Raw genomic sequence first — 26453 nt, 5'->3', positions numbered from 1 at the left:
CTAAGTGCGTTCATGCTAGATTATACCGCTGGCTGAGGCTGTTCACTGACATGTACTGCTGGTTGACGGTCTTTCCAAGGCATGGCTTCCTCTAGCTGTCTACCTAGCTGTAATAACGTCAATTCATCTGCAAATTTACCTGTCATTTGTAGACCAATTGGTAGACCTGATTTACTGTCGGCTAAAGGCAATGATATGGAGGGCTGACCTGTAGCATTGAATAAATTTGTAAACGGTGCATACGTGAAAATTTGCTCTGTCCATTCAACAGCTGAAACGTTAGGATTGTTGGCATTTAATTCACCAATTTTAGCAGGAAGTGTGCCAATAGTTGGACTTAATAAAATATCATAGTCTTCAAAGAAGCCTGCTACTTGACGTGAAACGACTGCATTTGTATGAATAGCTTCCAATAAATCAGCCGCCTTTAATTGACCACCATATTCATAGCATTTCCAAATGGCTGCTTCAATATAGTCTGGAGAAACTGCTTTACCAGTGCCTGCTGCAGCCCCCTTAATCATTTGATAAATATTCGCTGTCCAAATATCGACCGTCGCCTTTGTGAATGATGCTTGTTCATATTTCGGACGCGCCTCTACTACCTCGTGTCCTAGTTCTTTTAATACTTGAACTGTTTTATGAACCGCTTCTATACATTCCGGATCGACAAATGCCCCAGAATTTGTTTCAGTTGTCCAAGCAATTTTTAGCGGGCGCACTGTTTCCTGGATAAGTTGTCCATACGGTGCATGTGTTACTTCTAATTTGGAATAGCTCCCTAAGTCAGGGCCTGCTACTTGATCCAATAAAACAGCTGTATCACGAATTGTACGAGTCACAGCGAACTCAATGGCAATACCATTTAAAGGCTCGCTATTGAATGGACCAGCTGGAACTCTTCCACGTGTAGGTTTTAATCCCACTAACCCACTACAGGAAGCGGGGATACGAATAGAACCTCCACCATCATTGGCATGAGCGATTGGCACAATACCACTTGCAACAGCCGCTGCTGACCCACCACTCGAACCGCCTGGACTATGATTTAAATTCCACGGATTGCGCGTTGCACCATAAATAACTGCTTCAGTCGCTGCATTATAGCCAAACTCAGGTGTTGTCGTAGTACCTGCTAAAATCAAGCCAGCCCTTCTAAAGCGCGCCATTAATTCACTATCGACGGGTATAACCGTATTTTCTCCAATACGACTCCCCATACTATGCGGAACACCCTCTGCATGTAACACAAGCTCCTTAATTAAAAACGGAACACCTGCAAACGGCGCATTTTCATCAACCTTCTCAATTGCTTTATCAGCCTGCTCTTCTAACACACTAACGACCGCATTAATGGATGGATTGACTTTTTTTATTCCTTCTAACGCTAGCTCCTTTAACTCCTGTGGTGTTACCTCCTTTGATTTTACTAGCTCTGCCAACCCAATACCGTCATAGGATGCATACTCTTGTAAATTCATATCATCACCTCGTATAGTAGTAATCTTGCAACTATAATGTACTGAATATTCTAAATTTAAGATATTACCCAAAAGGATAATTCCGTTTTAAGTAGAATATAAATGCATAATAGAGAAATGAGGTGTTTTCATGTTTTTAGAAAATGATTTAGAAAACATTCTTAAGGCAAGCTATCATATTTCAAATATGAATGTGAAACAAAGCAATGAAGGGTTTAAACAGGAACTATTGCAAACAATTAGTCAGCATCTCGGCTATCACCATATGTTATTTTGGGAAATAGCAAATAATGAGTTAACCGCCCCAGTGCTTTTTAATATAGAGCGTCATACGATTAATGACTATTTGCAAAGATATAAAAACTTTGATCCATTACACCCCCAAAATATAACTACACAGCCTTCCATTCAGCTAATGAGTAGGAATGAAGTGATGTGCCTGCAAAAACAAACCCATTATAAAGAAGTTTTTTTGAAAGAAAATCGCTATGAAGATGAAATGGCCATGTATTTAAGAATAGACAATAGGCTCGTAGCCGTTATTGGCTTTTTAAGGAAAACAGGAGAGAAGCTATTTAATGACAAAGATATTTTAAAGTTAGTGTATTTGAAAAGAAATATCGAAAACATGTATTCCTTACATCACTTTTCACAGCCCTCCATCGTGTTGGAAATGACAGATCGAGAACGAGAAGTTTTAAAGTTTGTATTCAAAGGCTTGAAAAACCTAGATATCGCCCAGCAATTATTCGTCAGTGAAAATACAATCAAAAAACATCTTCAAAACCTATATAGAAAGTTTCAAGTAACCAATCGTACCCAACTGCTGGCAAAGTGTTTGAAGTATATTGATCATATTTAGGGGGGATCACCTATTGAATTCAAAGGTAGTATGCTGATTAATTGGCATAAAACTATTTTTCCTCAGTAAAAAGACTGCCCCACCAATTGGTAGATTGTGTCTAACAATTGGTGGGGCAGTTCTCATTTTAATTCTAACTATAAAGGGCTTTTTTACTTAATTACTTTGCACTTTATATACTTTACTATCAAGCTGTCTATTTATTGCCTGCTGCAAAAATCGTGTGGCGGTAAATAGTTTTTCTTCATCAATATTCGTTTGCACGCCTAAACGGTGCAGGAAATTTACTAAATCATTCGTTGACACATTGCCGCTTGCACCAGGGGCATAGGGGCATCCCCCTAAACCTCCAATAGCACTGTCGTATTTTGTAATCCCCAGCTCAAGTGCTGCAAATATATTTGCTAAAGCACGTCCATACGTATCATGAAAATGAAGGGCAAACAAATCACGATCGTATTGAGTGAGCAACTCTGATAAAATAGCCTTTACTTGTACAGGATCCGCTACCCCAATTGTATCGCCTAGTGAAATTTCAGAAACGCCCATTGCTAGATAGGCATCAATGATTTCCTTCACTGTTTGAAGCTTTACTTCATCACCAAACGGACTGCCAAATACAGTTGAAATATAGCCTCTTAACGATATACCTTCACGATTTGCTGCTTCAGCTACAGCTTTTAAGTTCTGTAAAGATTGGTTAATTGAAGCGTTTACATTACTTTGATTATGCTCCTCAGAAGCAGAAATAAATAAAGCAATTTCATCAACCTTTTGTTGAATGGCTCCTTCTACCCCTTTCAAATTAGGCACAAGAGCTGTATACGTTATGTTTTCATGACGTGCGATTTGCTCAAACACTTCATGATGATCGGCTAAAGCTGGTATCCACTTGGGACTAACAAAAGAGGATACTTCGATATGGCGGACACCTGTTTCACTTATTAAATTAATCCATTGCACTTTCAAATCAGTTGGAATAAAAGTTTTCTCATTTTGTAAGCCGTCACGCGGACCTACTTCTCTTATTTCCACTTGTTTTGGTAAAGTCATAAAGATACACTTCCTTTAATTAAATGCCGAACAGCTGTAGCATAATCCAGCTTGATGCGTAGAATACCATGAATTGCACACCAGCCCCTACACCTAAAATTCGATTCAATAATCCCCCAACAGTTGCGACTGTAAATGTTAACACTACTCCTAGCAATTGTGCCTCGTTATAGGCAAGCAAAAATGCTAATCCGATGAACATCGCTACGATTGCTTCCTGGCTAATATATTTCAATACTAATACAGATGCTTTACGGGCATAATTCATCGCAAATGGATAAGCAATTAAAGCGGCTACACTAATACCGATTAACCCAAAAATGAAAAAGTCCCATGAAGACATGAGCGTGTGTAGGTTGTTAACTGGATCTACTGTAAAAATCGGTGGTGCATTAAATAAAGGTGATGCTGGTCCAAGTGCTACTGGGCTTAACGGAATACCGAATGCAATTAATGGAATAATCGCTTCAGCTATATATGTTGATTCCGTTACACCATTCATGACAGTAAGACTCGTTGTTGATTTTTTATAGGCACCTTTTGTACGTGAGCCTACAATTTCTCCCATCAATGACGTCATCCCGACAGGACTGAAGACAAATGTAAGGGAGGAAAGAAACGTTGTAATGCTCGTAAAAATGGTCTGCCTTTTCGATAAAATTTTAAATGGATTCGGGAAATAGCCTTTCCATGATTTCGTTTCAGGAGCAAGATTATATTGATTTGGCTTACTGCGTGCTAGATCATTTTTAGCAACGGAGGAAGCCGCCATTAAAATATTACAAAACATCGGTCCAATCGCAATTCCTAAAAAGAATGTAATACTTAAATGTTTATCCAGCATCGCGAAGCTAACGCTATCTAAAGCTTTAATGAAAAATGCAAATGGAATAATAATTAAAATACTTGCCCATTTTCCTTTTGAAAAGAATGCGATTAAAATTGCGGCAAGTGTAAAAATGATGCCTGATGAAGATTTAAAAAAGTCGGCAAATTGACCTAAAAACTGACCTAACAATACAGCGGTTGGTAGGGCGATAAATGCACCGATAACACCGCCAGAAATCATTTTACGTAGTGCAACATGTGGCATGCCTAAACGGCGTAATGTATTGGCATGGTCGATCAACGGTACAGCCGTTGTATCCCCTGGAATGCCTAATAACGCAGTTGGGACAGCATGTGTTAAATGCTTAGCTAACACGCCCGCCATGAAAAAGGCGAATACCCCTTCAGGAGGCGCTCCCAGCAAAATAACTAACAATGTAATGGGTACCATAATTGCTGTTTCATCTGTACCTGAAATAAGTCCAATTATAGTAAAGATAGCTGCACCAAGAAGTGCAAATAAAAGAGCTATTACATAAATACTCATTTTTTATCCGCTCCTTTCAAGCCTTGTAAGCTAGAAAGAATGCCAAAATCCTCAAGCTCTTTTTTTGTCACCGGATCTTCCTCGATTAAGCGTATTTCCTCGTCTATATCAATTTGTAAATCCTCAAATGCTTCCTTTAAAGAATGACTAGATGCTTCATCTTCTACTAAAATACGTTTTGGTTTAAAAAGAATCGTATTAATAGCAACAACAATCAGAATACCTGTAATGCCTGTTAACAATGAATAGGAGTTAATCATTTGAGGGTCTGCAAACTTCGGAAAAAACCACTGGCCAAACTGATAGCCTAAAAAGCTTGCGGCAACACTTAAAATAATTGAAATAATTAATTGATTACCAGAAACCGTGTCTCCTAAAATTTCAATAAACTTCTTTTCCTCTACATTTTTTTGCTCATTGTATGGAGTATTCGCCATGTATTATTCACCTCGCAGAGAGTTTGTAATCTCTAAAACACGATCATAACGGAAATCCTTCTCTTCTACCGCCTGCTGCACAACTCGATCAATAATATCGCCTGTTGCTCCAGCCATTACAGCCAAGTTTTTAGCATGCAGACGCATATGACCAGATTGAATCCCCTCTGCTGAAAGTGCGCGTAAGCTTGCTAGATTTTCTACTAATCCTACTGCGGCAATGTAGCTGGCTAGCTCCTCTGCAGATTGCACATCCATAATTTTTAGCGCTGCTTTTGCAACAGGATGGGTCTTCGTAGCCCCTCCCACAATACCAACAGCTAATGGCAATTCCAACGTCCCAACAAGATTGCCTGCTTTATTCAGCTCCCACGTTGTTAAAGAACGATATCTACCAGAACGAGCAGCATAGGCATGAGCCCCAGCCTCAACAGCACGTGTATCATTACCCGATGCTAATACCGCAGCTGTAATACCATTCATAACCCCTTTATTATGTGTGGCAGCCCGATACGAGTCAGCATCTGCAAATTCGTAAGCACTTACAATATTTTTCGCAATCTCTATCCCCCCGAGCATTTCTGTCGAGAATTCACCACGCGCACGAACAATACGCTTATCTGCTAAATTTGAAATAATCCGTAGCACAACTCGTCCATTTGTAATCCGTTCGATTAATGGTGACACAGATTCTGCCATCGTATTAACAGCGTTTGCCCCCATTGCATCCTTCGTATCAACGATTAAATGGACGACAACCATAGTTTCTTTTGCTGTGTCGATTAAGTGCACTTCTATATCCTTCACTCCACCGCCTAACTTGACTAACGTTGGATCCTTTTCATTACAATGCTCGATGATCTCATTTTTATGTTCAAAAATTTTCGCCCTCGCTGCATGAGGGTCCTCAATATTTAATACCTGAATCTGTCCGCGCATAACTGTTCCCGAGCTGGAAGTAAAAATACCCCCTAACTCATATGCTGCACGGGCAGCATTACTAGCCGCAGCAATTACTGATGGCTCTTCCGTAGCCATCGGAATAAATACCTCCTTGCCATTCACCTTAAAGTTGGCCGCTACCCCTAGAGGCACTGAAATATGTCCAATAACATTTTCAACCATTGCATCAGCAAGCTCTAATGAAATTCCACTTTTTAAAGCTTCAACTTCCTCTTTGGTTAAATTTGACTTTTCAGCGATTAACTTAATTCGCTCTTCTACTGAAAGTAAATAAAATCCCTTAATACGTGAAGTCATCCCCATACCCCCAAAATTAAAAAAGTGTAATATAATTCAACTTAGTTGAATAACATTACACCAATTGTAAATTGTCTGAATAGTATTGTAAACAAGAAATTTGTATTTTCGATAATATTTACGTTTAAAAGAAAGATTTAATCCTCAACATAAATCGTTAATACCTTTGAGTTTTCTGCAGAATTATTAATAAAGATATGCTCCTTTTTCCCAGAAAAATACGCAGAGTCCCCTTCTTCTAAATTGTAAAATTTATGATCGTATTTCAAGACGATACTACCCGAAATGACATAAATAAATTCATCATTATCGTGTGTATAAGGCGCTAAATTTTCCGCCCCATTATGTACGGTAACAATAGAAGGATTGATATTACTCATATAGCTCTTATTCGCTAACAGCTCATATTGATAGCCAAGTTCATTCGTCTCAACCGTCTCATTGCGTTCTTTTTTCGATACAATCGAAATGCCATCAAATTGATCCTGAATAACAAACCAAGCCATTGGCACATCAAATATTTCCGCAATCTTAGATAATGTCACCAGACTCGGTGTCGCTTTGCCATTTTCTATTTTTGAAATATGGCTTTTCGTTAAATGAATCTGCGAAGCTAAACCATCCTGAGACATTTTATTTTTCTTCCGCATCTGCTTTATTTTTACTCCAACTTCTAGTAAGTTCATCTATTCCAGTCCCCTCAATCATTTCGGTTTTTACAATAACTATACTATATTTTTAAATGATGGATAAAAAAATACGGAGAGTATATTACTCCTTCATTGTCGTCCGTTCAATTAAATACAACAGGGTGTGCTGAAAGTTTCTCGACTTTTAGCACACCCTTATACATTATAGTGATGACATTCACATCTTCTTAGGCTGAATCCCGAGCAAGATTGTTGCATTATGCTCCACAATAAATACTTTGAGAGGCCAAAATTAGCTTAAGTTGAACTGAAGAAAGACCAGTATTTCAAAAGTTCTTGATAGAATCGATGACATTTCCGCCCTTGTCATAAAGGCGTTCAAAAAAATGAAAATGAGATGGATTAATTCTCTCAAATTTTCAACGATTTCATTTGTTTCAAAAGAGAGTGTCTTCCCTATGACAACAAATGCACGGAGTATGAACAAATAAAAATTCTAAGGTGGTACGGTACAAAAAATGTTAAGAGGAATGGATATCTGATAATAAGTTTTCTGTCATCGAATCTGCCATTTAGGAGAATAATAAATACCGCAATTTTATGTTAAAGAAAAACATAGGGAGATTTTAGTCTTCCTATGTTTTCATTCAAATTATTGATCTGTTTGTTCTTGCTTCTTTTTCAAATACGCCGCACGTATTTTCTCAAGTTGCTGCTTTTTATCAAATTGGGCTGGCTTGTGTTTTTCATGATACTTGGCCACAGCCACCTTACCTTTAGTATCCAATTGATATTTCCCCACTTTGGTTCACCTACTTTTCCTGCCTTTAAAGAAATCTATTCAACAAATATAGTATACCTTATTTTGCTGATGTAAACCTTTTTCCTATATTGGTGTATTGCTTAACTTTAATTTCGGAAAAAGCTTAGTAAATAATTCATAGCCAAATGTATTTAAAATATCTGTATCATCACATACTTCAGATGATGATATCTTTATCCTTATTTACCGCTACAATATTGCTCATCTTTATGTATGGAGACGGCGGGTCTTGAAACGAAAAATATAAAAAGTGCTGAAATACCAGTGTTTTCAATAGTTTTTCAGCACCTGTTTTAAAGCCTGACCCACAGTTTGACCCAAAATGAGAAAAAAATTAATTTTTGCTTACGGAGGCAACTTTTTCTTTATCTACCTTTAGAGTTTTATTTCACCGACTTCAAATTAATTATAAAGAGAATGGAATCATATGTCACTACTAGAAATAGAAAGTCTCACCTCGTATTATAAGGTAAGCCGGAGAAAAATCTTGTTGACTATATTTTAATCAATTTATAGATTGATAATAGTCAGGGGTCGAACGAACAAAATTCTTCCAAATTGAATTCGGAGGGTTATTTGAGTTGCGCTTTTTAGTATAGCATGAAGTGTTTTTTAACTTAAAAGATTTTTATTGACAATCTATTAGCTGGTTTAGTTGAAGTAAACTTTAGAGAATGAACAAAAGATAATCATTACTAAGCATCATAAATTTCATAAGACTTATTAATATACTCTCTACTAAAATTACTGATGTATCAAATTTGCTTGGTTAACGTTAAATCTACCTTTTTAACAATGTTAGTTGCAAACTCCTGACTTTTTGATTCTATACCTTTAATACCCGGCCAATATGCCACATAACCTTTTTTGTACAACCATTTTATCATTTTATCTGATTCTTGATTTGACTCTTTTACTATAGCTACAGTTTCATTAAAGCCCTTCTCTTTAGCTATGTGTTCTAATTCTACAAGAATGAATGACCCTAAACCTAACCCTTGATATTCTTTAGTAACTGCCACTGAAATTTCAAAGTCATCATTTTCGTAATCTACCCAACCAAAACCTATTAATCTTTCATTGTCATCGATAAGTTTCCACCATTCCTGATTGAGTAGTGTACCTAACTCCGAATTACTATTGTCAAATGTTCCTTCCCCTGCTTCAGCAACAATTGTTTCCTTTTCAATATTCCAAATAGAGTTTTCTTCTTTTATTAATCTCATTATAACCCCTCCATTCTAAGTTCAATCCTTAACGTTGAGTATAACAATCAATTAAAGTAATTATGAGGAATTTATATTAATACTTTAAAAAGTGAGATAAGTAGTATTAAGTCCTTCTAAAGATAACCCGTCTCCGTTATTTCAAGAGGAAAAAAGAGCTGTATTTTAACAGGTTATTCTTCAGATCAAATTATATTTCTTGGATTAAGTACTCTCACCTAAAGTACTTAATATTAATTGACCGTTAAGTATTTCAGAAACACCACCTGTAATAGCACAAGTCATGTTAGGTTTATATTTTTTAAGTATGATTGAATCTTTCTCCACATAAACTTCTACTGGATCTTTCTCCTCGATATATAGGGTTTTAGGTACTACATTAGGAATAACAATACGACCTAAATATTTTACCTGACAACATAACCGTTCTAATTTCAAATTCATCGTAATCTCACCCGATAGAGTCAGAAAGAGCAAATAATCCTGGAGCATCCTTTGCATCGAATAATATGTTATTGATTATTATATGGTTATTTGTTTCCCCCTCAGAAGAACTTTTGTCTTTATTTATTATTCTTTCAAAGGGAATTTTTACTTTCCAGGTAGCTCAGTCCCTGTAATCGGTATAATTCCTCTTTTCCTATCCACTTCTTCCTTCATATCTTTTATTCCAGAATTAATAGTGTTATAGAAAGTCTAGACTTTCCTAGCCCTGTAATTATACTATCATTAAAATGTTCATGATCTTCCATAATCATGCTCGATTATTTAACAGAAGTTTTGTAACTTTAAAATAATTATTTAACTTTGTAATAATTAATATTTTATGTATGCAAGAAAAGCCCTGTGATATGTGGGGCTTTTCCTATTATTTAAACTTTTATTTAATTAGCACTTTCAATGATTTTGTTTTTATTGAGTTTTTGTGGATTCGTCCATCTGTCATTAGAAATGCGATAACGTCCTATTAACATTCCATATCTAGAACTAGCACCTTCTATTTTAAACTTAGTCATTACTCCATTTCTCAATACATCAACTTCATCACCAAGATCATAACCATAATCATATTTAACATTCCAAATGGTACGATTATACAATGAATGGTACTCATTGTAATGTATCATTAAAAGGTCTTCCCATTTTTTAAGCAAATGCTCTCTTGATGGATCAAGTGCAACGCAAACGATTTTAAAATTAAGCACTGTTCTCCATACATTTTTTAAATCTTCATCTGAATCGGTATTGCCTTTTGATTTAGCTATAGTTTTTAAAAGATTATTGAACCCCCCACCTTTTCTAGTGTCAAAGTGACCAGCAAATCGCTCTAGAAAAATCCTTGACGTTGCTTTCCCTACATAAACCACGTTTTCATTTTCCTTAATAATGTAAATTCCGTTCCGCAGTAATTCTTCCATACTGAAATTCAACTCACCCACCGCTATGCCTTCAATGCTATCAATTCGATCTACTACGTCCTCAATTGTTTCGTGGTTGCCTACATCAATTAAAAAGCTCATATCCCCTCTCCTTTTCACTTAAATTTATAAAAATAGCTATTAGCATTATACTAATAGCTGCATAGGAAATAATAAAGTTGTTTGAAGCTAAGAGATGCATACACCATCCCAAAATGAGGACGGTGTAAAAATAAAAGCTGTTTAATCTCTTGTACAATTGCTAAATAAAAACCCATTAATGTAACAAAATAATTGTTTAAAAATCTAACTTTTATGCTACAATCACGCATGATTGAGTAAGTAATTTTTTAATTCTTATTGACCTTCGGAGCTTAGTTGCCTAAAGTGCAAATGCTACTTAGCTTGAACAATGATATTTCGCTTGCCCGGAGACAGATGTTTGAATTGCGTTCCAATCGATATAAATTTTCTCACCCACCAGATAATGTTGAGGCTTCCCTTCTCACCTGTAGAGTAAATATACCTCAATCTCATCCTTATTAATTTTATTTCAAAACAATTGTGCTAAATCCTCCTCCAACTATTTCTTGTCTTAGACGATTGTGTTTTGTTGTTAAATATTTCTCCATCCAAACTAATTTTGAGTAAACTTCATTTTTTTCGATATATTTAATCTTATCCCTCGTAATAATTTCAAGAAGCCTTTGTTTAATGCTACAAATATCAACTTTCTCTGTCTCTAAAAATAAGGATGGATTAAAAGCTTCTAATTGATAAAAAATATTAAGAAAATACTTTTCTTCAACCTTATCCTTTTCTTCAACCATCCCCCTTTCAACCAACATTGGTTGGCTAGTCATTAGAAATTCAATTGCATCCATATCTGTTTGGGAAAGTTCCCACGTATTAAATTCCTCACCTAATTTTGAATCTAATGCGACAATTGGAACCTTTGCATATTTACTTTCTAACCTATAGGCATCTTCAACCGCCGGACCAAAAAAGCCAAGTTCATCAAAATAGGCTTTTCCAAAAGTAACACCACCACGCACTAAATAACCTGCGTTAAGTATTCTTAATAATGAAAGTGTTGTATTAAACATTGCCGTTTGTATCAATTTCATGTTATTTTTTCGACTTTCCTCTACCCCTTCCTTATAAAAGTAGAAAAAGTAAGCACAATCTGAAAAGCTATACACTTTCCTATCATAGATTACATGATTTAGATTCCTTGATTCATTTTCTCTTGCCTCACTGTGAAATACTTGGTGTATAAATAATTTGTCTTCGAATCTTGTATTATTCTGTGTACCCAATAAATCAACAAAAATGACAACCATATCTTTATATTCTTTCATACAATTCCTCCCAATAAGATGGTATTTTGATGTAAATTACCAACAATATTTAATTATTAACAAACATTCCTCTAATTAGGAAGATAAAACTTTGAATTATCTCTTACGAAAGCCCCCAAATTGTTCTCAACTTCTTTAATTTTAATTGATTTTATTATTTTCTAAGGCTGTTAAAAAGGTACAACTTAGTTGCGCTGGGTACATTTAAGTTTTGGTCAGTTAGTTTAAGTACATTCCTTCACGAGAAAGGCAGTTTTTATGTTTATAAATACAGATAAAAGTCTTACTAGTATAAATAAGGCGAGTTATCAAAATACTTATCAATGCTCATTTTACCGCCAATAAATATGTTTCTGTCTTAAATTTAACAAACTGTATAAATTTATTCCCTAAAACAGTAAAATTATGCAATAATAATCTAGTACAACTATCTTCTCAAATAAGGGAGGGTCTATTTGCTTAATTTAAAGGAAATATTACACAGAGCAGACGAAATAACAATTCAAGAAATTTTAGGTACTCAAACTGTAAAAATACTTAACTTAATGAGTAATGAGGGTATTTATATTGGAGAGATTAAAAAAATAATTCTAGACCTCCATTCAGAAGAAGCAATGCTCTTAGATTGTAACTTCAGAAATATAATTTTTGATTTGCTTAGACTTGATGAGGCAAAAACATTAGCAAGAATATTAGGTGTGTTTTCCCCTCAAGACAACAACCAAACAGTTTATAAAAAGCTGCAGAGCTTAAACTTCCGAAAAAACTCTGAAATTACAAATACATTGTTCTCAGTATTTAATGTTCAAAAGAACGTTACCACTCTTCCTGATCAAGAGCCAATTCAAAAACTAATAACGGCACAATATAGCCTTTTTGAACATCAGCGTATTGCAGCAGCAAAAGTTAAAAGTATTTTTAATTCGGGTAGTGATAGGGTTTTATTACATATGCCAACAGGATCAGGCAAAACAAGAACTTCTATGAACATTATTGCTGACTATTTAAGAGCAAATGAAAATACAACAGTTATTTGGCTGGCAAATACAGAAGAACTTTGTGAGCAAGCTGCACAGGAATTCGAAAAAGCGTGGTCTTCATTAGGTAATAGAGATATTACTGTTTCTAGGTTTTGGGGAAATTATGAACTCGATATTAATAATTTAGAAGAAGGCTTATTAGTATCAGGTTTACAAAAGCTAATTAATAAGTCTAAAGGTGCTGTTGGTAGAAAGTTTATGGCTATTTTAGCTAATAAAGTTTCTTTATTAGTATTCGACGAAGCTCATCAATCTGTAGCACCTATTTATAATGATATGGTGAACATATTACTTAATGTTGGTCCACAAAAGAAATTAATAGGGCTCAGTGCAACTCCAGGACGGAGCTTCGATAATATTGAAGAAGACACGGTACTAGCAAACTTCTATCATCGAAAAAAAGTGAAATTAGAAGTGAAGGGCTATGATAACCCTATTGATTATTTAACCGACTCCGGTTATTTAGCAAAAGTGAATTTTATTTCACTTAACTATGAAAATAAAAACTTAGAAAATTTACTAACTTTTTCAAACGGTCTAAATTATAAAAAAGATTATCCAAAAGAAATTTTGAATAATCTTGCTGAGGATGAACGACGAAATTTATTGTTAGTTAACGAAGCAATTCGACTAACAAAACACCATAATAGAATTATATTATTTGCTCCCTCTGTTGAATGTTCTAACGTGATTTCGTTTATTTTACAATCTAAAGGAATTCATTCTCGCTCTTTAACAAGCAATACTGACAACAACACTAGAAAGAATATCATCAGCGATTTTAAGAATGCAGAAGAAATCCCAAAAGTTCTTTGTAACTACGGCGTCCTAACAACTGGATTCGATGCACCTAAAACAAGTGCTGCAATTATCGGCCGACCAACTACATCTTTAATCCTATATAGTCAGATGGTGGGACGAGCAATTCGTGGTATAAACGCCGGAGGGAACCTAGAAGCAGAAATCATAACTGTAATTGATGAGGATTTACCCGGATTTAGATCTGTTTCTGAAGCTTTTGTAAATTGGGAGGATGTATGGGAATGACAAATTTAATAACAGATAATCAATCATATGTACCTGCACACTTAGCTATTGAGGCTATGCGTGACAATGGTTATAAAAATACAGCATATGCTGTAGCCGAATTAATAGATAACTCTATTCAAGCAAATGCAAATTACGTACAAATCATTTGTAAAGAAAAAGAAATTGCTGGTACTAATCGTACTTTACTGAAGCTTCATCAATTAGCTGTATTGGATAACGGAGAAGGTATGCCTTCAGACGTATTACAGTTATGTTTACAATTCGGAAACGGAACTCGTTTAGAGCGTAATAAACGAACTGGTATCGGGCGTTTCGGAATGGGACTACCAGCTTCATCTATTTCTCAGTGTAAAAGAGTTGATGTATGGAGTTGGCAAGATGGTGTAGAAAATGCACTACATACCTATTTAGATATTGAGGAAGTAAAAAATAGACACTTACAAGAAATGCCAGCACCAACTAAAAAAGAGATACCACAAATTTGGTTAGAACAAGGTGTGACTTTTGAAAAAACTGGGACATTAGTAGTTTGGTCTGAACTTGATCGTTTCATGTGGTCAAAAGGGCAGACTTTAATTACACATTCAGAATTAATCATTGGTAGAATGTATCGAAAATTCTTAAATGAAAACAGCTTAAAAATTGATTTTACAACTATTAATGAAACTCGTCTCTCTGATGGTCCAATTCATCATTTTGCATTACCTAACGATCCACTATATTTAATGGAAAAAACAAGTTGTCCTGAGCCATTCAACAACAAACCGATGTTTGAGCCAGCTTTCGGAATAGAGAATTACGAAAAGAAATTTAACGTTTCTTATAACGGCGAAAGCCATCCAATTTATGTAAGATTTTCACATGCTACTGACGAGGCAAGAAATGGAATCAGTACAGGAGCAAAGCCATATGGGAAGCACGCAAACTCCAATTTAGGTATCTCAATAATCCGAGCCGGTCGTGAACTTGATATGGATACTACATTGGTCAACAGCTATGACCCAGTTGAGCGCTGGTGGGGTATTGAGATAGAATTCCCACCTGCATTAGATGAACTAATGGGTGTTTCTAATAACAAACAATCAGCACGAAATTTCTCTGACGTTTTAGCAATGATGGATAATTTAAAAAAGGAGCAAGAAAAAGGGACAACACTTCTTGATATAATTGAGCAGTATAAAGAAGAAGGTGATCCTCGAACTCCCTTAATTGAGATTTGCGATTTCATTAATCGACAATTAGTTCTTATCAGAAAAATCATTAAAAACCAAAATCAAGGCAGTCGTTCAACTGTTACGTCTTTAAAAAATGAAAAAGTAGAAAAACAAGCTACTGAAATCACGAACCAACGTAAAGAACTTGGCTATATAGGCAGTAGTGATGCAGATGAATTTAAACCTGCCGAACAGCGTAAAGAGGAAATTACAGAAACACTTATTGCAAGTGGCGTCGATAATACAAATGCCCAAATTGTTGCTGAACATTCTGTTACACATAATTCTAAATACAATTTCATCGAAAATGCTTTTGAAGGAAATGCTTTCTTTACAGTTCGAACTAAGGGTGGGGCAATAAATGTTATTTTAAATAAAGACCATCCTGCTTTCGAAAATTTATTAGAAGTATTAGATGAAGATTGTGCTGATAACAATGCATCAAGATTAAAAGAACGTTTAGAAAAAGCCTCTTTAGGAATCAAGTTACTATTGGCTGCTTGGGCGAGATATGAAGATGAGACTCCAGATGGAATTCGACGTGATCAGGTACAAGCTGTTCGTGAAGATTGGGGTAAATATGCAAAACATTTCTTAAGATTAGAAAAATGATTCAGCGTATCTTACATTCAAAAGAAATAATGCCTTTCTTGAGGCGCGAGCTTGTTAAAGTTTCAAATCAACTTATTGTTGTTTCGGCATTTGCAAAAATTGAAGCTTTAAAAGAATTAGATACACATTTAACAAGTGGTCTAGAGAAGATTCTACTTGTTCGTTTCAGAAAAGGAGATATTCTCTCTAATAGTACAGATCTTGAACTATATAATTATTGTGTTAGTAATGGATGGAAGATGTACTTCAATTTCGATTTGCATTCAAAAATATATGTATTTGATAAACAAACATATTTTATCGGTAGTGCGAATGCTACATTATCTGGACTAGGAATAAAAGAACATTCAAATATTGAGAGTGGCGTTACTGGCACCTGTAATCAAACAGATTATACAAAAATACTCGAGGTTTTTGATAATGCGATACTAATGGACGCCTCTCTCATGCTGGAATTTAAAAATCAAATTACCGAAATACATAGCAACGTTATTTTCCAAGAATGGTTCTTAAAAGAATTAAATCTTACTAACAGCGCTACGATAAAAAATTTATGGGTATGTGATTTTTTAATTAGTTCTAATACATTCGACATAAAGAGTAATGATTTAAAATTGCTTGGTTTAACGCGTGAAGAATCCTATGATGCTAAAAATCTTAAAGAAAATTTCAGAGCATTAAAGTGTTTTAAATGGCTCATTAACATAATTGAAGATGAAATCTATTTTGGGGAATTATCAACCATATTGCATGATGCATTAATTGACGACCCTACCCCGTTTAGAAAAGAAGTTAAGGATATATTGGCTACACTACTAATTTGGATTCAAGAACTTGAAATTGAGGAAATTATTATTGACCGTCCAAACTATTCACAACGAATCAGGAAAAATAGAAAAATTTTCTAATACTCGTTGCTTAGTATTATTAGTTTATCATTAGAAAGGAGTCGCTTTATTTATGTCTATAGATACTATTAATAAGGCAAAAACTAAAAAGACCGGAAGTGGCTCTAATGCACTAAGTATTTTAAATGCAGGTATACTGGAGAATAACCATCACCGTAAGCCTGTACACGTAGCAATGTATAGCGGGGGAGCTTCTTCTGCATACGTTGCTTATCATATTGTTCAAAAGTATGGGAAGGAAAACTGTGTATTGTTCTTTACAGATACTCTTTGGGAAGATATCGATAATTATCGTTTTATGGAGGAAGTTGCTGAATATATCGGAATGGAAATTACATATCGTACAGATGGTCGTACACCTGAAGAGGTATTTCATGATGTACGTTTTTTAGGAAATTCACGTATGGCAAAATGTTCCGAGGAATTAAAAGTTCGACAAACACTGATCTATTTAGAAGAGCTGCGTGACGAGCATAACTTAGAACCAATTCTTTATTTTGGGATTGGTCCCCATGAGTCTCATCGTGCAATAAACCTTCAAAATTTCTACGAGCATAATCCTATTGAACCGATTGCAACACGTTTTCCAATGATAGAAACATTTACAGAAGACCTTGATACAAAAAAAATCATTCGAGATGAGTGGAAAATTTCCCTACCACGCATGTATGGCTTGGGCTTCTCGCACGCAAATTGCGCTGGGCGTTGCGTACGAGGTGGACTAGGTCATTATGCTCTACTTTATAAAGTTTGGCCCGATCAATACATGGAACAAGAAGCTATGGAAGAACGTTTTCGCGAAAAGTTTGATAAGGACGTTTCAATTCTTAAAAGAAACAGTAAAGCTTTTACTTTACGTGAATATCGTGAAATGATGGAACGTGATGGCATTGAGAAGTACCTAAATGAGAAAGATGATACAATTCCTTGTGTTTGTTCTTACTCATAAAGTAAAACAGATTAAAAGGCAAATCATATTGTATTTTAAGGTTTTTTAGAAATTCTTTCTTTGTGAACATAGTGGATTTTTCACAAATATAGGATAACAGCACTGAATATGGATATAATTATTAAATAAATAAAAGGGTGCCTAAAAAGTTTATTTACTTTTTGGACACCCCTTTTTCTTATTTATGATATAAAATTCATATTCTAGGATAAATGAAAAGATTATTATCTTCACACTAAAAACATATATTTAAAACGCTAGAAAATTGGTTAAAAAACAAGAACTTAACTAATCAATTTAAATCTCTTGAAGTAATTTGTATAGAATATACTTAACTTCTTCTCCATTCATAGTACGTCCACCAGCACTTACAATCCTTTGCAACTGATTGTAAATGGTATTACCTTTTACAGAAAGCTCCACTTCTTGAATTGTCGTAATAACTTGATTGCCGTCTATTAATCGGATTACCTCAGTATTAGAAACAGTCAAATACTGATTAAGTGTTGTGAAATATGAGTTATACGTTACATCTGACCAATCCTCTAACCTAATACCTACTACTTTTAAAATAACTTCTTTTATATCTTCTGTCTTTTCAAATAATGTAATAATTTCATTAAGCTGCGGTGAATTTCGAATCGCTTCATTATGCTGTCCCCGAATTTGTACAACTTCATCTACATCAAATAAAGAGAGTGTTTCCCTATAAATTTGCACTTTAAAACGTTCACAGAAACTTTCTAAAGTATTTTTCATTAATTCTAAATTTGCTAGTGATAACTGCATCTCAAAAAGTTTTTTACTTGCAGCTAATGGATCCGTTTCACTAGCACGAATAATTTCCTTAAATTTAATTATATCATCATCCTGTTTGTTGGAAATTTGAGTAAATCGAGGCAAACCTAACAACCACTTTGTTAACTTTATAAATAATCTATTTGGATGAATCATATTTTCATCCTCAAAGAATATTGCATTCGTCGTTTTTAGTACCTGCTGTTCTTCATCAGCAAGTACATAAATTTCATACTCATAAAATTCTGCTTGCTGTTCTATGATTTCATAAAGCATTTCTCCCGTTATAGATGTAATACTAAAATCATTTGAATAAAAAGCCATTTGATTCCACTTATCTTTAAGTAAAGCAACTACAAACAGTGGAACAAGTGGATCTCGTATACCAAATGGTTCGTCTAATGCTATAGCAAATAATTGATAAATAGTACTACGGCTATTAGTATTTAAAAATTCTACTAATCGACTACGTAATTCTTTTAACTCTACATTACTTTGTTCATCTAAGTTTTCAAAGTTGAATTTTAAATTTTTAAATGTCGTTGCATAGATTAAATAATCTGGTCCATAACCTGAAACTTCAAAATCACCTTCAAAAGTTGGGTCCATAATTTGATTTAACAATTCAATTGCAGATTTACGTTGAATTTTCATTACATTTCGTTTGTTGAAACTTTCGTTACGTACTTCTGGCGTTAATGGATATCGTTTAAACATCCACTCATCTAGATATATGTCAAATTTATTAATGTTTGAAATTTTCACAACTTCATTTTTCATATAAAACGTTATATAGTCTTGATTAAATTCCTTTAAAGGTTGTAATTGTTTTTGGATACGGTACGATACAGCGTCAAGTCGAATTAATATTTCTTTCTTTAAATTTGCATCCTCTTTTAAAATCTCTGGCATGAAAAGCATTTTATTTAGCAATACATACTGATTTACATGTTCTAATAGTTCTTCCATTTGAAAGTCTACAATTCCAAATAATATATCTACTGAATTATATTGACTGACTATCTGTCTAACTTGCTCACGTTCCTGCTCATTTTTCGTAAAAATGTATAATAAGGTTCCATCTGCTGATGTATCAACCTTAATATCTTGAGTAGCAAAAGCAAATTGTGTTTCAATGTAACGAGTCATACTTTTTGCAGTATTATAACCTAATGGTAAGTAATATTTTTCTCCGTAAATTTCCTGAATTGCTTCAACACGTAATTCATTGTTAATAATAACTTTACCTTCAACATTTTGATATAGTTCTTCGAATATTACTAAAGAACCTTCATATAACTCATAAGCATTTACAAACGGATTAAAACGTAACAACTTAACACTTAGAAGTTCTTGCATGATATTATCTGCTTCAATTTCAGCAATGCCTAATGCAAATTGAATAAAGTCTTTTGATAATGTAAAACGATTGTTTATAAGGTTTAATAAAGTTCCTAACTTTACAAGACGTAAAGCATTTTCTGACAACTTGTAATTAATAGCTAAACGATAATATTTCATTGAATCTAGTGTGAAAATTAATGATTCATCTGGATAAAAATAATCAAATAGCTGATCTGCATAATACCAACTACCTTCATAATCTTTCTTTTTAAACTGATTTAAAAATAAATATAATGTACGGTCATTTTGTCCAAGCAAGTTTGACATACTTGGTAAGATTTGAATTGCTAAAGGGTGGATTGGCTGGCATCCTTCTAAAATGAACCCAATTATTTCTTCCGTCGTCATCCCTTGAAACATACTGTACTTGATAATGTTATACTTCAAATCCTCAAAGTCTTTAGCTAAAAAAATGTCAGATTGTGACGCTTTATTTAAAACCTTGTGCGCTGAACGATAAAAAATTGCAGAGTCACTTTCTAAGCGATGCTCAAAGAAACGCTTTTCAACACGTTCTAACTCATTTTTAGTTAACATCGTATTTTCGTTTGCATACTGCTGCAATCCTGTATGTGTAATCATTAGTGCAAATGCATTCTTCTGTCTATTTACTAGTTCAGCAAAGTCTTGAATTTGCTGCATTGTTTCATAAATTTTCGCATTTGATATCGTCTGTAAAAAACGTCCGAATTCATCAAAGACAATGAAAATCCCAATTTTATTTTTTGCTAATTCATCAATTAAATATATAAGTTGCTCAATAAATTCAATAGTATTTGGATTATGATACGGCATTCCAAATGCAACTTCTGTATAGATATTTTTGAACATTAACATGGCTTGTTCGTCATTATCTTTAATTTGTTTAACAAACTTGTCTAATTCAATATCATGTCTATTTAGTATTTTCTCTAAATTACGAAGCACTTCTGGATGTTTAACTTCCCATAGTTCGATTAATTCATTGATATAAAACGAGTCGTTCTTCATTGCAAAAGGAATATCCAATTCTTGTAATTTTTTCTGGATACTATTTAAAATTACCGTTTCAAAACTACCGCTTTTACCTGTAATTGTTACTGGAATCCATTTAAATTTATTCTCAACAAGCGCACTACGCATACTAAAATCTAATTCAGGGCTAACTTTATACACGCTTTCAAAAAACTGATTGTATAATTTTTTATTCGACCTTGATTGAACAACTAATGTAGTAACCATAGCCCCTACTAGAGATTTACCCGCACCATAGGGACCAACAATTAAATGTGCATGTTGTTCATCCTTACCTACGTTTGTTAAGATTGCATTCATAATATTTAACTGATTAATATTTGGTACATAATTTTCAAATAGCTGAGTCTTTCCTATGTCATAAGAAATATTAATACTTGGTTGGAAACTCATCATAACATGACCTCATTTTCATATATCACTTTCACTTCTTCTAGCCACTTGAACGTTTTTTCCATTCGAATTACATCTAAATGATTTGTTCGTGTAAACTTTACTGGATACTTATCTTGAATTTCATCTATGTAAGTTAAAATTGTATCCCTATCTAAATTAAATACACGTCCCCATAATTCCTCATTATTTACTAGCTCGCTCAAACTAATTTCATTTACTTCATGCTTTTCAAAATATTTGAGTAAAGTAATGTAAAGAATCAAAGTACTGGGCTTATAATTTAGTTGAGATTTCATATAGTTTTGTCCAGTCGTCATTTGAATAAGCCCTAATGACTCAAATGGACTTTTAATAACGTCTTCTGGCGTTCGATTATTATAATCTTTTACTGTGTATAACTGAATTAAGCAATCAATATCCTTTTTTAAGGTTGATGATGAAACTTGCTTTTGAAATGATTCGACAACCCACTTTGATAATTGCTCGATAAGCATTCCTTTAGTAAATACACGTTCGTTAAAAATATTAAAAAACCAATACCACGTAGTCGCGTCATCACGGTCTGTTACTAATAAATAATGTAATAAGCTTAATGTAAATTGATTTTTAATATATGGATCATACATAGATATAATCTCAGCTAAATCAGTTGATACTACTTCTATTTGTGTTGTTCGAACATCTTTTGTTAATTTTGTCGCACTTAACCAATAGCGAATTGATTTCGCCATGTTTTTACCTACACCAAGAACTTCAAAATGATTGTCCTCGTAGAAAAATCTTGGTTTATCTTTAATTTCCTTCAATCCTTTATTTAGCCATTGCTGACGCAAATAAAAAGTTTGATGTTGCCCAAAAGCCATCTGTTCCTGCCACCTTTATAAAATAGTAAATATATACTTGTTTCTATTTTACCTCAAGAACGGTAATATTAGGGGATTATTAACTAACGAAACAATTTTATTTATTATCAGGTTTACTTATACCTAGAACTAGTTCCTAAACACAGTTTCATACATAGTAACTAATTAATAACCTTATTAGAAGTTCCGCTAGTCAAGCGTCCTAAATATATTTTCTAATTTCTATATGTATCGATTTAAAATTTTTTAAAATAACCTCTTAACCTATTCCCCCTTCGAACAAAAAGTGTATTTTATATTCATTTCAACTAAAATTTGCTAATAAATTTTCCTACCTATGTAATTAATTGAATTTAAGATAAATCAATTAAATTTCAAAAAATTGAAATGTAACCTTATAGAATTTGCTTCATTGATCTAAGTAATAATAGGTCGTGATTCTTTTGAAAAATAATAATTATGATGTGTATAGGCAATAAAAAAAATTATTTTCTTTCTAAGGAAACCCCTTCCGTTTTTTAGAACAGTAGCATTATGTATTGTTATAATTCTTTTAACGTTCTAATATAAGAATCCAATTTATCATTTGTTCAACTCTATCGGCATTTTTAAAATTTTATAACATAATAATATTTTTAATTCTCCATTTCCTTAAAAAAAATCATCTTTGAACCCTTAGAAAAAGAATAATTGTCTGCTATCATAACTATATAAACATTCTTCTTATTTATTTTTTCACTATAATTAACAATGTACATCACTTTTGTGATTAATTATTCAACAATCTTTGCTTTATATATCGCTGCTTTTATAAAAAGCAAACAAGAATATCATCCTCCTTTTTAAGAATATTTCTATAAGTATCCATATATCAAAATCCATTCAACACTCATCGAATGACATCTAATAAATCTCCATAATCATAAGATTAATAACTTATTTCATATATATCGAGCAATCGAATTTCGACTAAGGAAACTAAATATCCAGTATATTTTGAAAAGAGGGGCAAAAAATACCCGTTGATTTTTTGCTCTAAATTTTTAACACAACGGTTCATATAGAATAAAATTCAATATCAGATCGCGCTGTTGCCTACCTCTGATTTGGTCTGGATCACATAGCTGTCGCTCGATACCAGTTGTTCCCAAAACTCATCTCAAAATTAGCTTGGAGATAAATATTAAATGGTGATAGTACACCTAAAAATATAAGAAGCTAACACTCTATGGGCAAGAGTGACAGAAATATTGCCAAGTGCATTAGCGACTACTTTTAAAAGTAGGTTCTATGTTAACTTTAGTCATTGGATTTTTTGTCTGCGGACATTGACCTCACTTCTCATTTTTTTAAAGTGAAGCTTACTTTAGAGTAAGCATAAGTGAGCTGCACCCGCTAAATTAGCGTTAAGCATGATTGCTTAAAGTTGTGCAAATGTATTACTTAACACTTTTAAAATCTTTATGAAATTGTATAAGACCATATAGACAGTATGTATTATGAGAAAAGAACGCTTGCTATTGCATGCTTTTTCTATATCTCACTATATAAATTTCATAAAGATAAGCTAATTTCACATATGGGTGGGGTCTGCTCTTTTTTATACAGCTATGAAGGAAGGAATGTTTGTTATCGGAAATCGAGGATGGATTAAAACAGAAAGAGAGATTCGCATTACCATATCTACTAATGAAGATGTGTGCAATAAAGGAGCCTATTTAAACTTGATGTTGCAATTAAATAAAATTGCTAGACATGCAAAAGGTGTTAGTGTGAATAAAACACTACCTCAATACTACAATCATATGGACTTATTTTGCCGCTTCGTAGCGGACAACTATAATTTAAAAACGCTTGCTAACATTCAAAATAAGCATCTCGTAAATTATGTAACTGAACGACAAAGCGAGGGCAAATCCGCTTCAACAATAAAAAATGATTTAGCTGCTATCAGATATTTTCATGATCAAATCCCTAACCCTCGTTCTCAGCTGAGTAGCAATCAAATTTTAAGCGAGAATTATAATGAATTCCATTTAGAAAGAAGGCGCTTTGGTGGAGTTGATCGTCGTCCTACTGAACTGGAATATCAAGCCTTAGTAACATTAGCACAACAATCTAATTCTTCTTCCCTCGCACTTATTATTATGCTGTGTCGTGAACAGGGCTTACGTGTACATGAAGCGGTTAGACTAAGCCGTGTGGATGCTGAAAAAGCATTACGTGAAGGCTTTCTAACTGTTAAAGGAAAAGGTGGGCTAATACGACAAATTCCCTTACAAACACAATCCTTTAGCGTTTTACAAGATGCAATGCAACGGGTCAATCGCGGAGAGAAACTTTTTGTTTTGCAAGATCAGAAAGCGCATCAAGTAATTCAACGTGTGCAAGATTTTATTAGGAATAATCGCCAAAAAGTATTAGACCCACTCAACACTCGGCCAAAGGGTGTTGAAATTACAATGCATAGTTTTAGACATGCCTATGCAAAAGAACAATATGAATTATTTATTGAAAAAGGTTATACAGAAGGAGATGCACGATTAGCAGTCTCTAAATTAATTGGTCATAACCGTGAGGATGTTACACGAATTTATTTAGCTGAATAAAATTAGTAATTACTCTAGTAATATCATTTTTTGCAGATATAATGTTTTAAAATATCAAAGGATGTGGTTAAAATACGAAATCAACATGAAGAAAATGAACAAATCGTAGAATTAGAAAAAAAAATTAATTCATTGGAACGCTTATTAAAAATTGAAACATATCGATTAAAAGAAGCAATTGGAGCATGGAGACGTAAAATTGAAGGAAGAGGGTTACGTAAAGACTCTATTAGAGAAGGCTTCAATGCTGAAAGAGGAACACATTATAAAGTATTTGTCTTAGATTTACCTGGGGATTTAGAGATTGAGTTTGTGTTAGATATTATTAAAAATGAAATGTTAGAAGACTTATATCCCTTTACTTTTCGCAAGGTTGATTTTTCGCGCCGCTATAAAGGTTGGTTAATGGAAGTAGAAAGAACTTTAAATAAAGAAATGAAACTAGAGACAGATTTTTTAATGCAATACTATAGTCAAAATTAAATCCCTTTTTCCATAAAATCAAAACAGAATAATACAAAACACAAAGAAAGATTATTCCATCTCTTTATGTTTTGTATTATATAGTCATAAATAAGGTTTAAGGCTTTCCATCAAAATATAACTCTCTATAAATCCTGATATCTCTAAGTAGATTTTAAATTCAATATAAAAGTATTTATAAACTCTCTATTTCTTTCAGTAAACTCCATTTTCTTAGTAGTTTCTCTCTCAATTTCTTTATATAGTAGAAAGAGTTCTTTTTCTAAATTACTTTTACGTTCTTGTTCAACAATAATTTCATTTTTCAAATCTTGGATTTGTTTACTTAAATATGATGTACATTCACTATCTCTTACATCCAATGGACTGATATTTAATAACCTTTTAAATAAGCCATTCTTTGTTTGCTTTATAAAATCTTTATGCTCATGAATTTTCAAACAATAGTCATTTTTCAACAACAAAATATTAAAATCACTTTCAAGATAAAGTAACTTTCTTAAACATATATTCATCTCATCGTTTAACCCAAAAGCTTTTTTATGCAATACATATAAGGACTGCTCTATTTTAAAAATCTCTTCCTCATTTTCATTCCAAGACAATATTACTTTTTCAATTATCCTGATTTTTTTATTTAATACTTGGACTTCTTCATTGGTTTGCATATTCCCTTTTTCAAACTTAAAAAGGAAGCCAATATATTGATCTAGTCTTTTTATGGCATTCTTAATTAATTTAATTTCTTTTTGATAACTATCAACGCTTTCATGTAACAATAGCTTAACATTATTCAAATTTTTACCTTGCCTCTTTAAAAACTGCTGCACTAAATACAATTTATAAATACTTATATAATTAAACTTATAATTTCTCCCCTCTCTTACATTCTCAAGATACTCAAATTTACAAAGGTTTGTAACATAATAGCGTAAACTACTATCATTCATGTTAAGCATTGTAGAGACTTCTAAAGAAGTATAAAGCCTTTTAACATTTAAAGTTTTAATAAACTCAGGAAAAAGCACCTCTTCCTTATAACCATACTTTGTTAGCGCATTATAGATTTTATCTTCTAAAAATAATGATTTAAATTTCTCAATTTCTATGTTGTCATTATTCAATTACGTCACCTCTTGTATACAAGGATTTCCAAATTGAATTTAC

At 33.4% G+C, this 26453-nt stretch carries 21 protein-coding genes; 7 read left to right on the top strand and 14 right to left on the bottom strand.

Features of this window, described 5'->3' with window-relative positions:
* Nucleotides 1-20: 20 nt before the first annotated feature.
* Nucleotides 21-1481: an amidase gene (locus EW028_RS13095; protein WP_131521183.1), complete on the bottom strand. Its 1461-nt coding sequence runs from the start codon at nucleotides 1479-1481 to the stop codon at nucleotides 21-23.
* Between the two features lie 130 nt (nucleotides 1482-1611).
* On the opposite strand from EW028_RS13095, the gene EW028_RS13090 reads away from it, so the two are divergent.
* Nucleotides 1612-2343 (top strand): helix-turn-helix transcriptional regulator, encoded by a 732-nt coding sequence (locus EW028_RS13090; protein WP_131521182.1) that lies wholly within the window; start codon nucleotides 1612-1614, stop codon nucleotides 2341-2343.
* 156 nt (nucleotides 2344-2499) lie between these two features.
* Here EW028_RS13090 and EW028_RS13085 read toward each other — a convergent pair whose 3' ends face one another.
* The 10 genes from EW028_RS13085 to EW028_RS13045 all read right to left on the bottom strand — a co-directional run bounded on the left by EW028_RS13085 (nucleotide 2500) and on the right by EW028_RS13045 (nucleotide 11946).
* Nucleotides 2500-3396, bottom strand: a complete 897-nt coding sequence (locus EW028_RS13085; protein ID WP_131521181.1) for a hydroxymethylglutaryl-CoA lyase — start codon at nucleotides 3394-3396, stop codon at nucleotides 2500-2502.
* Nucleotides 3397-3415: 19 nt separating this feature from the next.
* Nucleotides 3416-4771: a tripartite tricarboxylate transporter permease gene (locus tag EW028_RS13080; RefSeq protein ID WP_004228168.1), complete on the bottom strand. Its 1356-nt coding sequence runs from the start codon at nucleotides 4769-4771 to the stop codon at nucleotides 3416-3418.
* The gene (locus EW028_RS13075) at nucleotides 4768-5208 is read right to left on the bottom strand and encodes a hypothetical protein (protein ID WP_131521180.1); all 441 of its coding nucleotides are present in this window, start codon (nucleotides 5206-5208) and stop codon (nucleotides 4768-4770) included. Before EW028_RS13075 ends, EW028_RS13080 begins: the two co-directional genes overlap by 4 nt.
* A gap of 3 nt (nucleotides 5209-5211) precedes the next feature.
* A complete protein-coding gene (locus EW028_RS13070; RefSeq protein ID WP_131521179.1) occupies nucleotides 5212-6468 on the bottom strand; it encodes a hydroxymethylglutaryl-CoA reductase, degradative in 1257 nt (418 codons plus the stop codon).
* Nucleotides 6469-6605: 137 nt separating this feature from the next.
* Nucleotides 6606-7154 carry a helix-turn-helix domain-containing protein gene (locus EW028_RS13065; protein ID WP_131521178.1) on the bottom strand — a complete coding sequence of 183 codons (549 nt, stop codon included), beginning with the start codon at nucleotides 7152-7154 and terminating at the stop codon, nucleotides 6606-6608.
* Between the two features lie 616 nt (nucleotides 7155-7770).
* Entirely contained in the window at nucleotides 7771-7920 is a 150-nt protein-coding gene (locus EW028_RS25320; protein WP_054549503.1) for a hypothetical protein, read from the bottom strand.
* Nucleotides 7921-8696: 776 nt separating this feature from the next.
* Nucleotides 8697-9167 carry a GNAT family N-acetyltransferase gene (locus EW028_RS13060; RefSeq protein ID WP_131521177.1) on the bottom strand — a complete coding sequence of 157 codons (471 nt, stop codon included), beginning with the start codon at nucleotides 9165-9167 and terminating at the stop codon, nucleotides 8697-8699.
* A gap of 204 nt (nucleotides 9168-9371) precedes the next feature.
* Nucleotides 9372-9605 carry an AbrB/MazE/SpoVT family DNA-binding domain-containing protein gene (locus EW028_RS13055; RefSeq protein WP_373565034.1) on the bottom strand — a complete coding sequence of 78 codons (234 nt, stop codon included), beginning with the start codon at nucleotides 9603-9605 and terminating at the stop codon, nucleotides 9372-9374.
* 446 nt (nucleotides 9606-10051) lie between these two features.
* The gene (locus EW028_RS13050; RefSeq protein ID WP_131521175.1) at nucleotides 10052-10687 is read right to left on the bottom strand and encodes a hypothetical protein; all 636 of its coding nucleotides are present in this window, start codon (nucleotides 10685-10687) and stop codon (nucleotides 10052-10054) included.
* Between the two features lie 446 nt (nucleotides 10688-11133).
* The gene (locus EW028_RS13045) at nucleotides 11134-11946 is read right to left on the bottom strand and encodes a hypothetical protein (RefSeq protein WP_131521174.1); all 813 of its coding nucleotides are present in this window, start codon (nucleotides 11944-11946) and stop codon (nucleotides 11134-11136) included.
* Between the two features lie 455 nt (nucleotides 11947-12401).
* Here EW028_RS13045 and EW028_RS13040 point away from each other — a divergent pair, with 455 nt between their 5' ends.
* Genes EW028_RS13040 through EW028_RS13025 form a run of 4 tightly spaced genes read left to right on the top strand, consistent with a single transcriptional unit; the run spans nucleotide 12402 to nucleotide 17719 of the window.
* Nucleotides 12402-14033, top strand: coding sequence for a DEAD/DEAH box helicase (locus EW028_RS13040; RefSeq protein WP_131521173.1), 1632 nt, complete (start codon nucleotides 12402-12404; stop codon nucleotides 14031-14033).
* Nucleotides 14030-15862, top strand: coding sequence for an ATP-binding protein (locus EW028_RS13035; RefSeq protein ID WP_131521172.1), 1833 nt, complete (start codon nucleotides 14030-14032; stop codon nucleotides 15860-15862). The genes EW028_RS13040 and EW028_RS13035 overlap by 4 nt, the downstream gene beginning before the upstream one ends.
* Nucleotides 15859-16770, top strand: coding sequence for a phospholipase D-like domain-containing protein (locus EW028_RS13030; RefSeq protein WP_131521171.1), 912 nt, complete (start codon nucleotides 15859-15861; stop codon nucleotides 16768-16770). The genes EW028_RS13035 and EW028_RS13030 overlap by 4 nt, the downstream gene beginning before the upstream one ends.
* 52 nt (nucleotides 16771-16822) lie before the next feature.
* Nucleotides 16823-17719 carry a phosphoadenosine phosphosulfate reductase domain-containing protein gene (locus tag EW028_RS13025; protein WP_227744940.1) on the top strand — a complete coding sequence of 299 codons (897 nt, stop codon included), beginning with the start codon at nucleotides 16823-16825 and terminating at the stop codon, nucleotides 17717-17719.
* A gap of 297 nt (nucleotides 17720-18016) precedes the next feature.
* Here the strand turns inward: EW028_RS13025 and EW028_RS13020 are convergent, their stop codons facing one another.
* Both EW028_RS13020 and EW028_RS13015 read right to left on the bottom strand, forming a co-directional pair.
* A complete protein-coding gene (locus EW028_RS13020; protein WP_131521170.1) occupies nucleotides 18017-21331 on the bottom strand; it encodes a hypothetical protein in 3315 nt (1104 codons plus the stop codon).
* Entirely contained in the window at nucleotides 21328-22194 is an 867-nt protein-coding gene (locus tag EW028_RS13015; protein ID WP_131521169.1) for a DUF4007 family protein, read from the bottom strand. The genes EW028_RS13020 and EW028_RS13015 overlap by 4 nt, the downstream gene beginning before the upstream one ends.
* Before the next feature lie 1610 nt (nucleotides 22195-23804).
* Between EW028_RS13015 and EW028_RS13010 the strand changes: the two genes are divergently transcribed.
* On the top strand, nucleotides 23805-24803 hold the full coding sequence (locus tag EW028_RS13010; protein ID WP_131521168.1) for a tyrosine-type recombinase/integrase: 999 nt from the start codon (nucleotides 23805-23807) through the stop codon (nucleotides 24801-24803).
* A 63-nt stretch (nucleotides 24804-24866) separates the two neighbouring features.
* Nucleotides 24867-25286: a hypothetical protein gene (locus EW028_RS13005; protein WP_131521167.1), complete on the top strand. Its 420-nt coding sequence runs from the start codon at nucleotides 24867-24869 to the stop codon at nucleotides 25284-25286.
* A gap of 143 nt (nucleotides 25287-25429) precedes the next feature.
* On the opposite strand, the gene EW028_RS13000 is transcribed toward EW028_RS13005, so the two are convergent.
* Nucleotides 25430-26410 carry a MerR family transcriptional regulator gene (locus EW028_RS13000; RefSeq protein ID WP_131521166.1) on the bottom strand — a complete coding sequence of 327 codons (981 nt, stop codon included), beginning with the start codon at nucleotides 26408-26410 and terminating at the stop codon, nucleotides 25430-25432.
* Nucleotides 26411-26453 lie beyond the last annotated feature (43 nt).

The organism is Lysinibacillus sp. OL1, from assembly GCF_004332175.1.
GTDB lineage: Bacteria > Bacillota > Bacilli > Bacillales_A > Planococcaceae > Lysinibacillus > Lysinibacillus capsici.
The sequence above is the reverse complement of the archived record's forward strand: the minus strand, read 5'-3'. Positions and strand labels throughout refer to the sequence as shown.

Excerpts from the sequence above, each read along its gene's own strand:
- EW028_RS13090 (WP_131521182.1), top strand. The coding sequence starts at position 1,612 with ATGTTTTTAGAAAATGATTTAGAAAACATTCTTAAGGCAAGCTATCAT.
- EW028_RS13085 (WP_131521181.1), bottom strand. The coding sequence starts at position 3,396 with ATGACTTTACCAAAACAAGTGGAAATAAGAGAAGTAGGTCCGCGTGAC.
- EW028_RS13095 (WP_131521183.1), bottom strand. The coding sequence starts at position 1,481 with ATGAATTTACAAGAGTATGCATCCTATGACGGTATTGGGTTGGCAGAG.
- EW028_RS13045 (WP_131521174.1), bottom strand. The coding sequence starts at position 11,946 with ATGAAAGAATATAAAGATATGGTTGTCATTTTTGTTGATTTATTGGGT.
- EW028_RS13060 (WP_131521177.1), bottom strand. The coding sequence starts at position 9,167 with ATGAGATTAATAAAAGAAGAAAACTCTATTTGGAATATTGAAAAGGAA.
- EW028_RS13050 (WP_131521175.1), bottom strand. The coding sequence starts at position 10,687 with ATGAGCTTTTTAATTGATGTAGGCAACCACGAAACAATTGAGGACGTA.
- EW028_RS13070 (WP_131521179.1), bottom strand. The coding sequence starts at position 6,468 with ATGACTTCACGTATTAAGGGATTTTATTTACTTTCAGTAGAAGAGCGA.
- EW028_RS13035 (WP_131521172.1), top strand. The coding sequence starts at position 14,030 with ATGACAAATTTAATAACAGATAATCAATCATATGTACCTGCACACTTA.
- EW028_RS13080 (WP_004228168.1), bottom strand. The coding sequence starts at position 4,771 with ATGAGTATTTATGTAATAGCTCTTTTATTTGCACTTCTTGGTGCAGCT.
- EW028_RS13065 (WP_131521178.1), bottom strand. The coding sequence starts at position 7,154 with ATGAACTTACTAGAAGTTGGAGTAAAAATAAAGCAGATGCGGAAGAAA.
- EW028_RS13075 (WP_131521180.1), bottom strand. The coding sequence starts at position 5,208 with ATGGCGAATACTCCATACAATGAGCAAAAAAATGTAGAGGAAAAGAAG.
- EW028_RS13010 (WP_131521168.1), top strand. The coding sequence starts at position 23,805 with ATGAAGGAAGGAATGTTTGTTATCGGAAATCGAGGATGGATTAAAACA.
- EW028_RS13015 (WP_131521169.1), bottom strand. The coding sequence starts at position 22,194 with ATGGCTTTTGGGCAACATCAAACTTTTTATTTGCGTCAGCAATGGCTA.
- EW028_RS13025 (WP_227744940.1), top strand. The coding sequence starts at position 16,823 with ATGTCTATAGATACTATTAATAAGGCAAAAACTAAAAAGACCGGAAGT.
- EW028_RS13030 (WP_131521171.1), top strand. The coding sequence starts at position 15,859 with ATGATTCAGCGTATCTTACATTCAAAAGAAATAATGCCTTTCTTGAGG.
- EW028_RS13020 (WP_131521170.1), bottom strand. The coding sequence starts at position 21,331 with ATGATGAGTTTCCAACCAAGTATTAATATTTCTTATGACATAGGAAAG.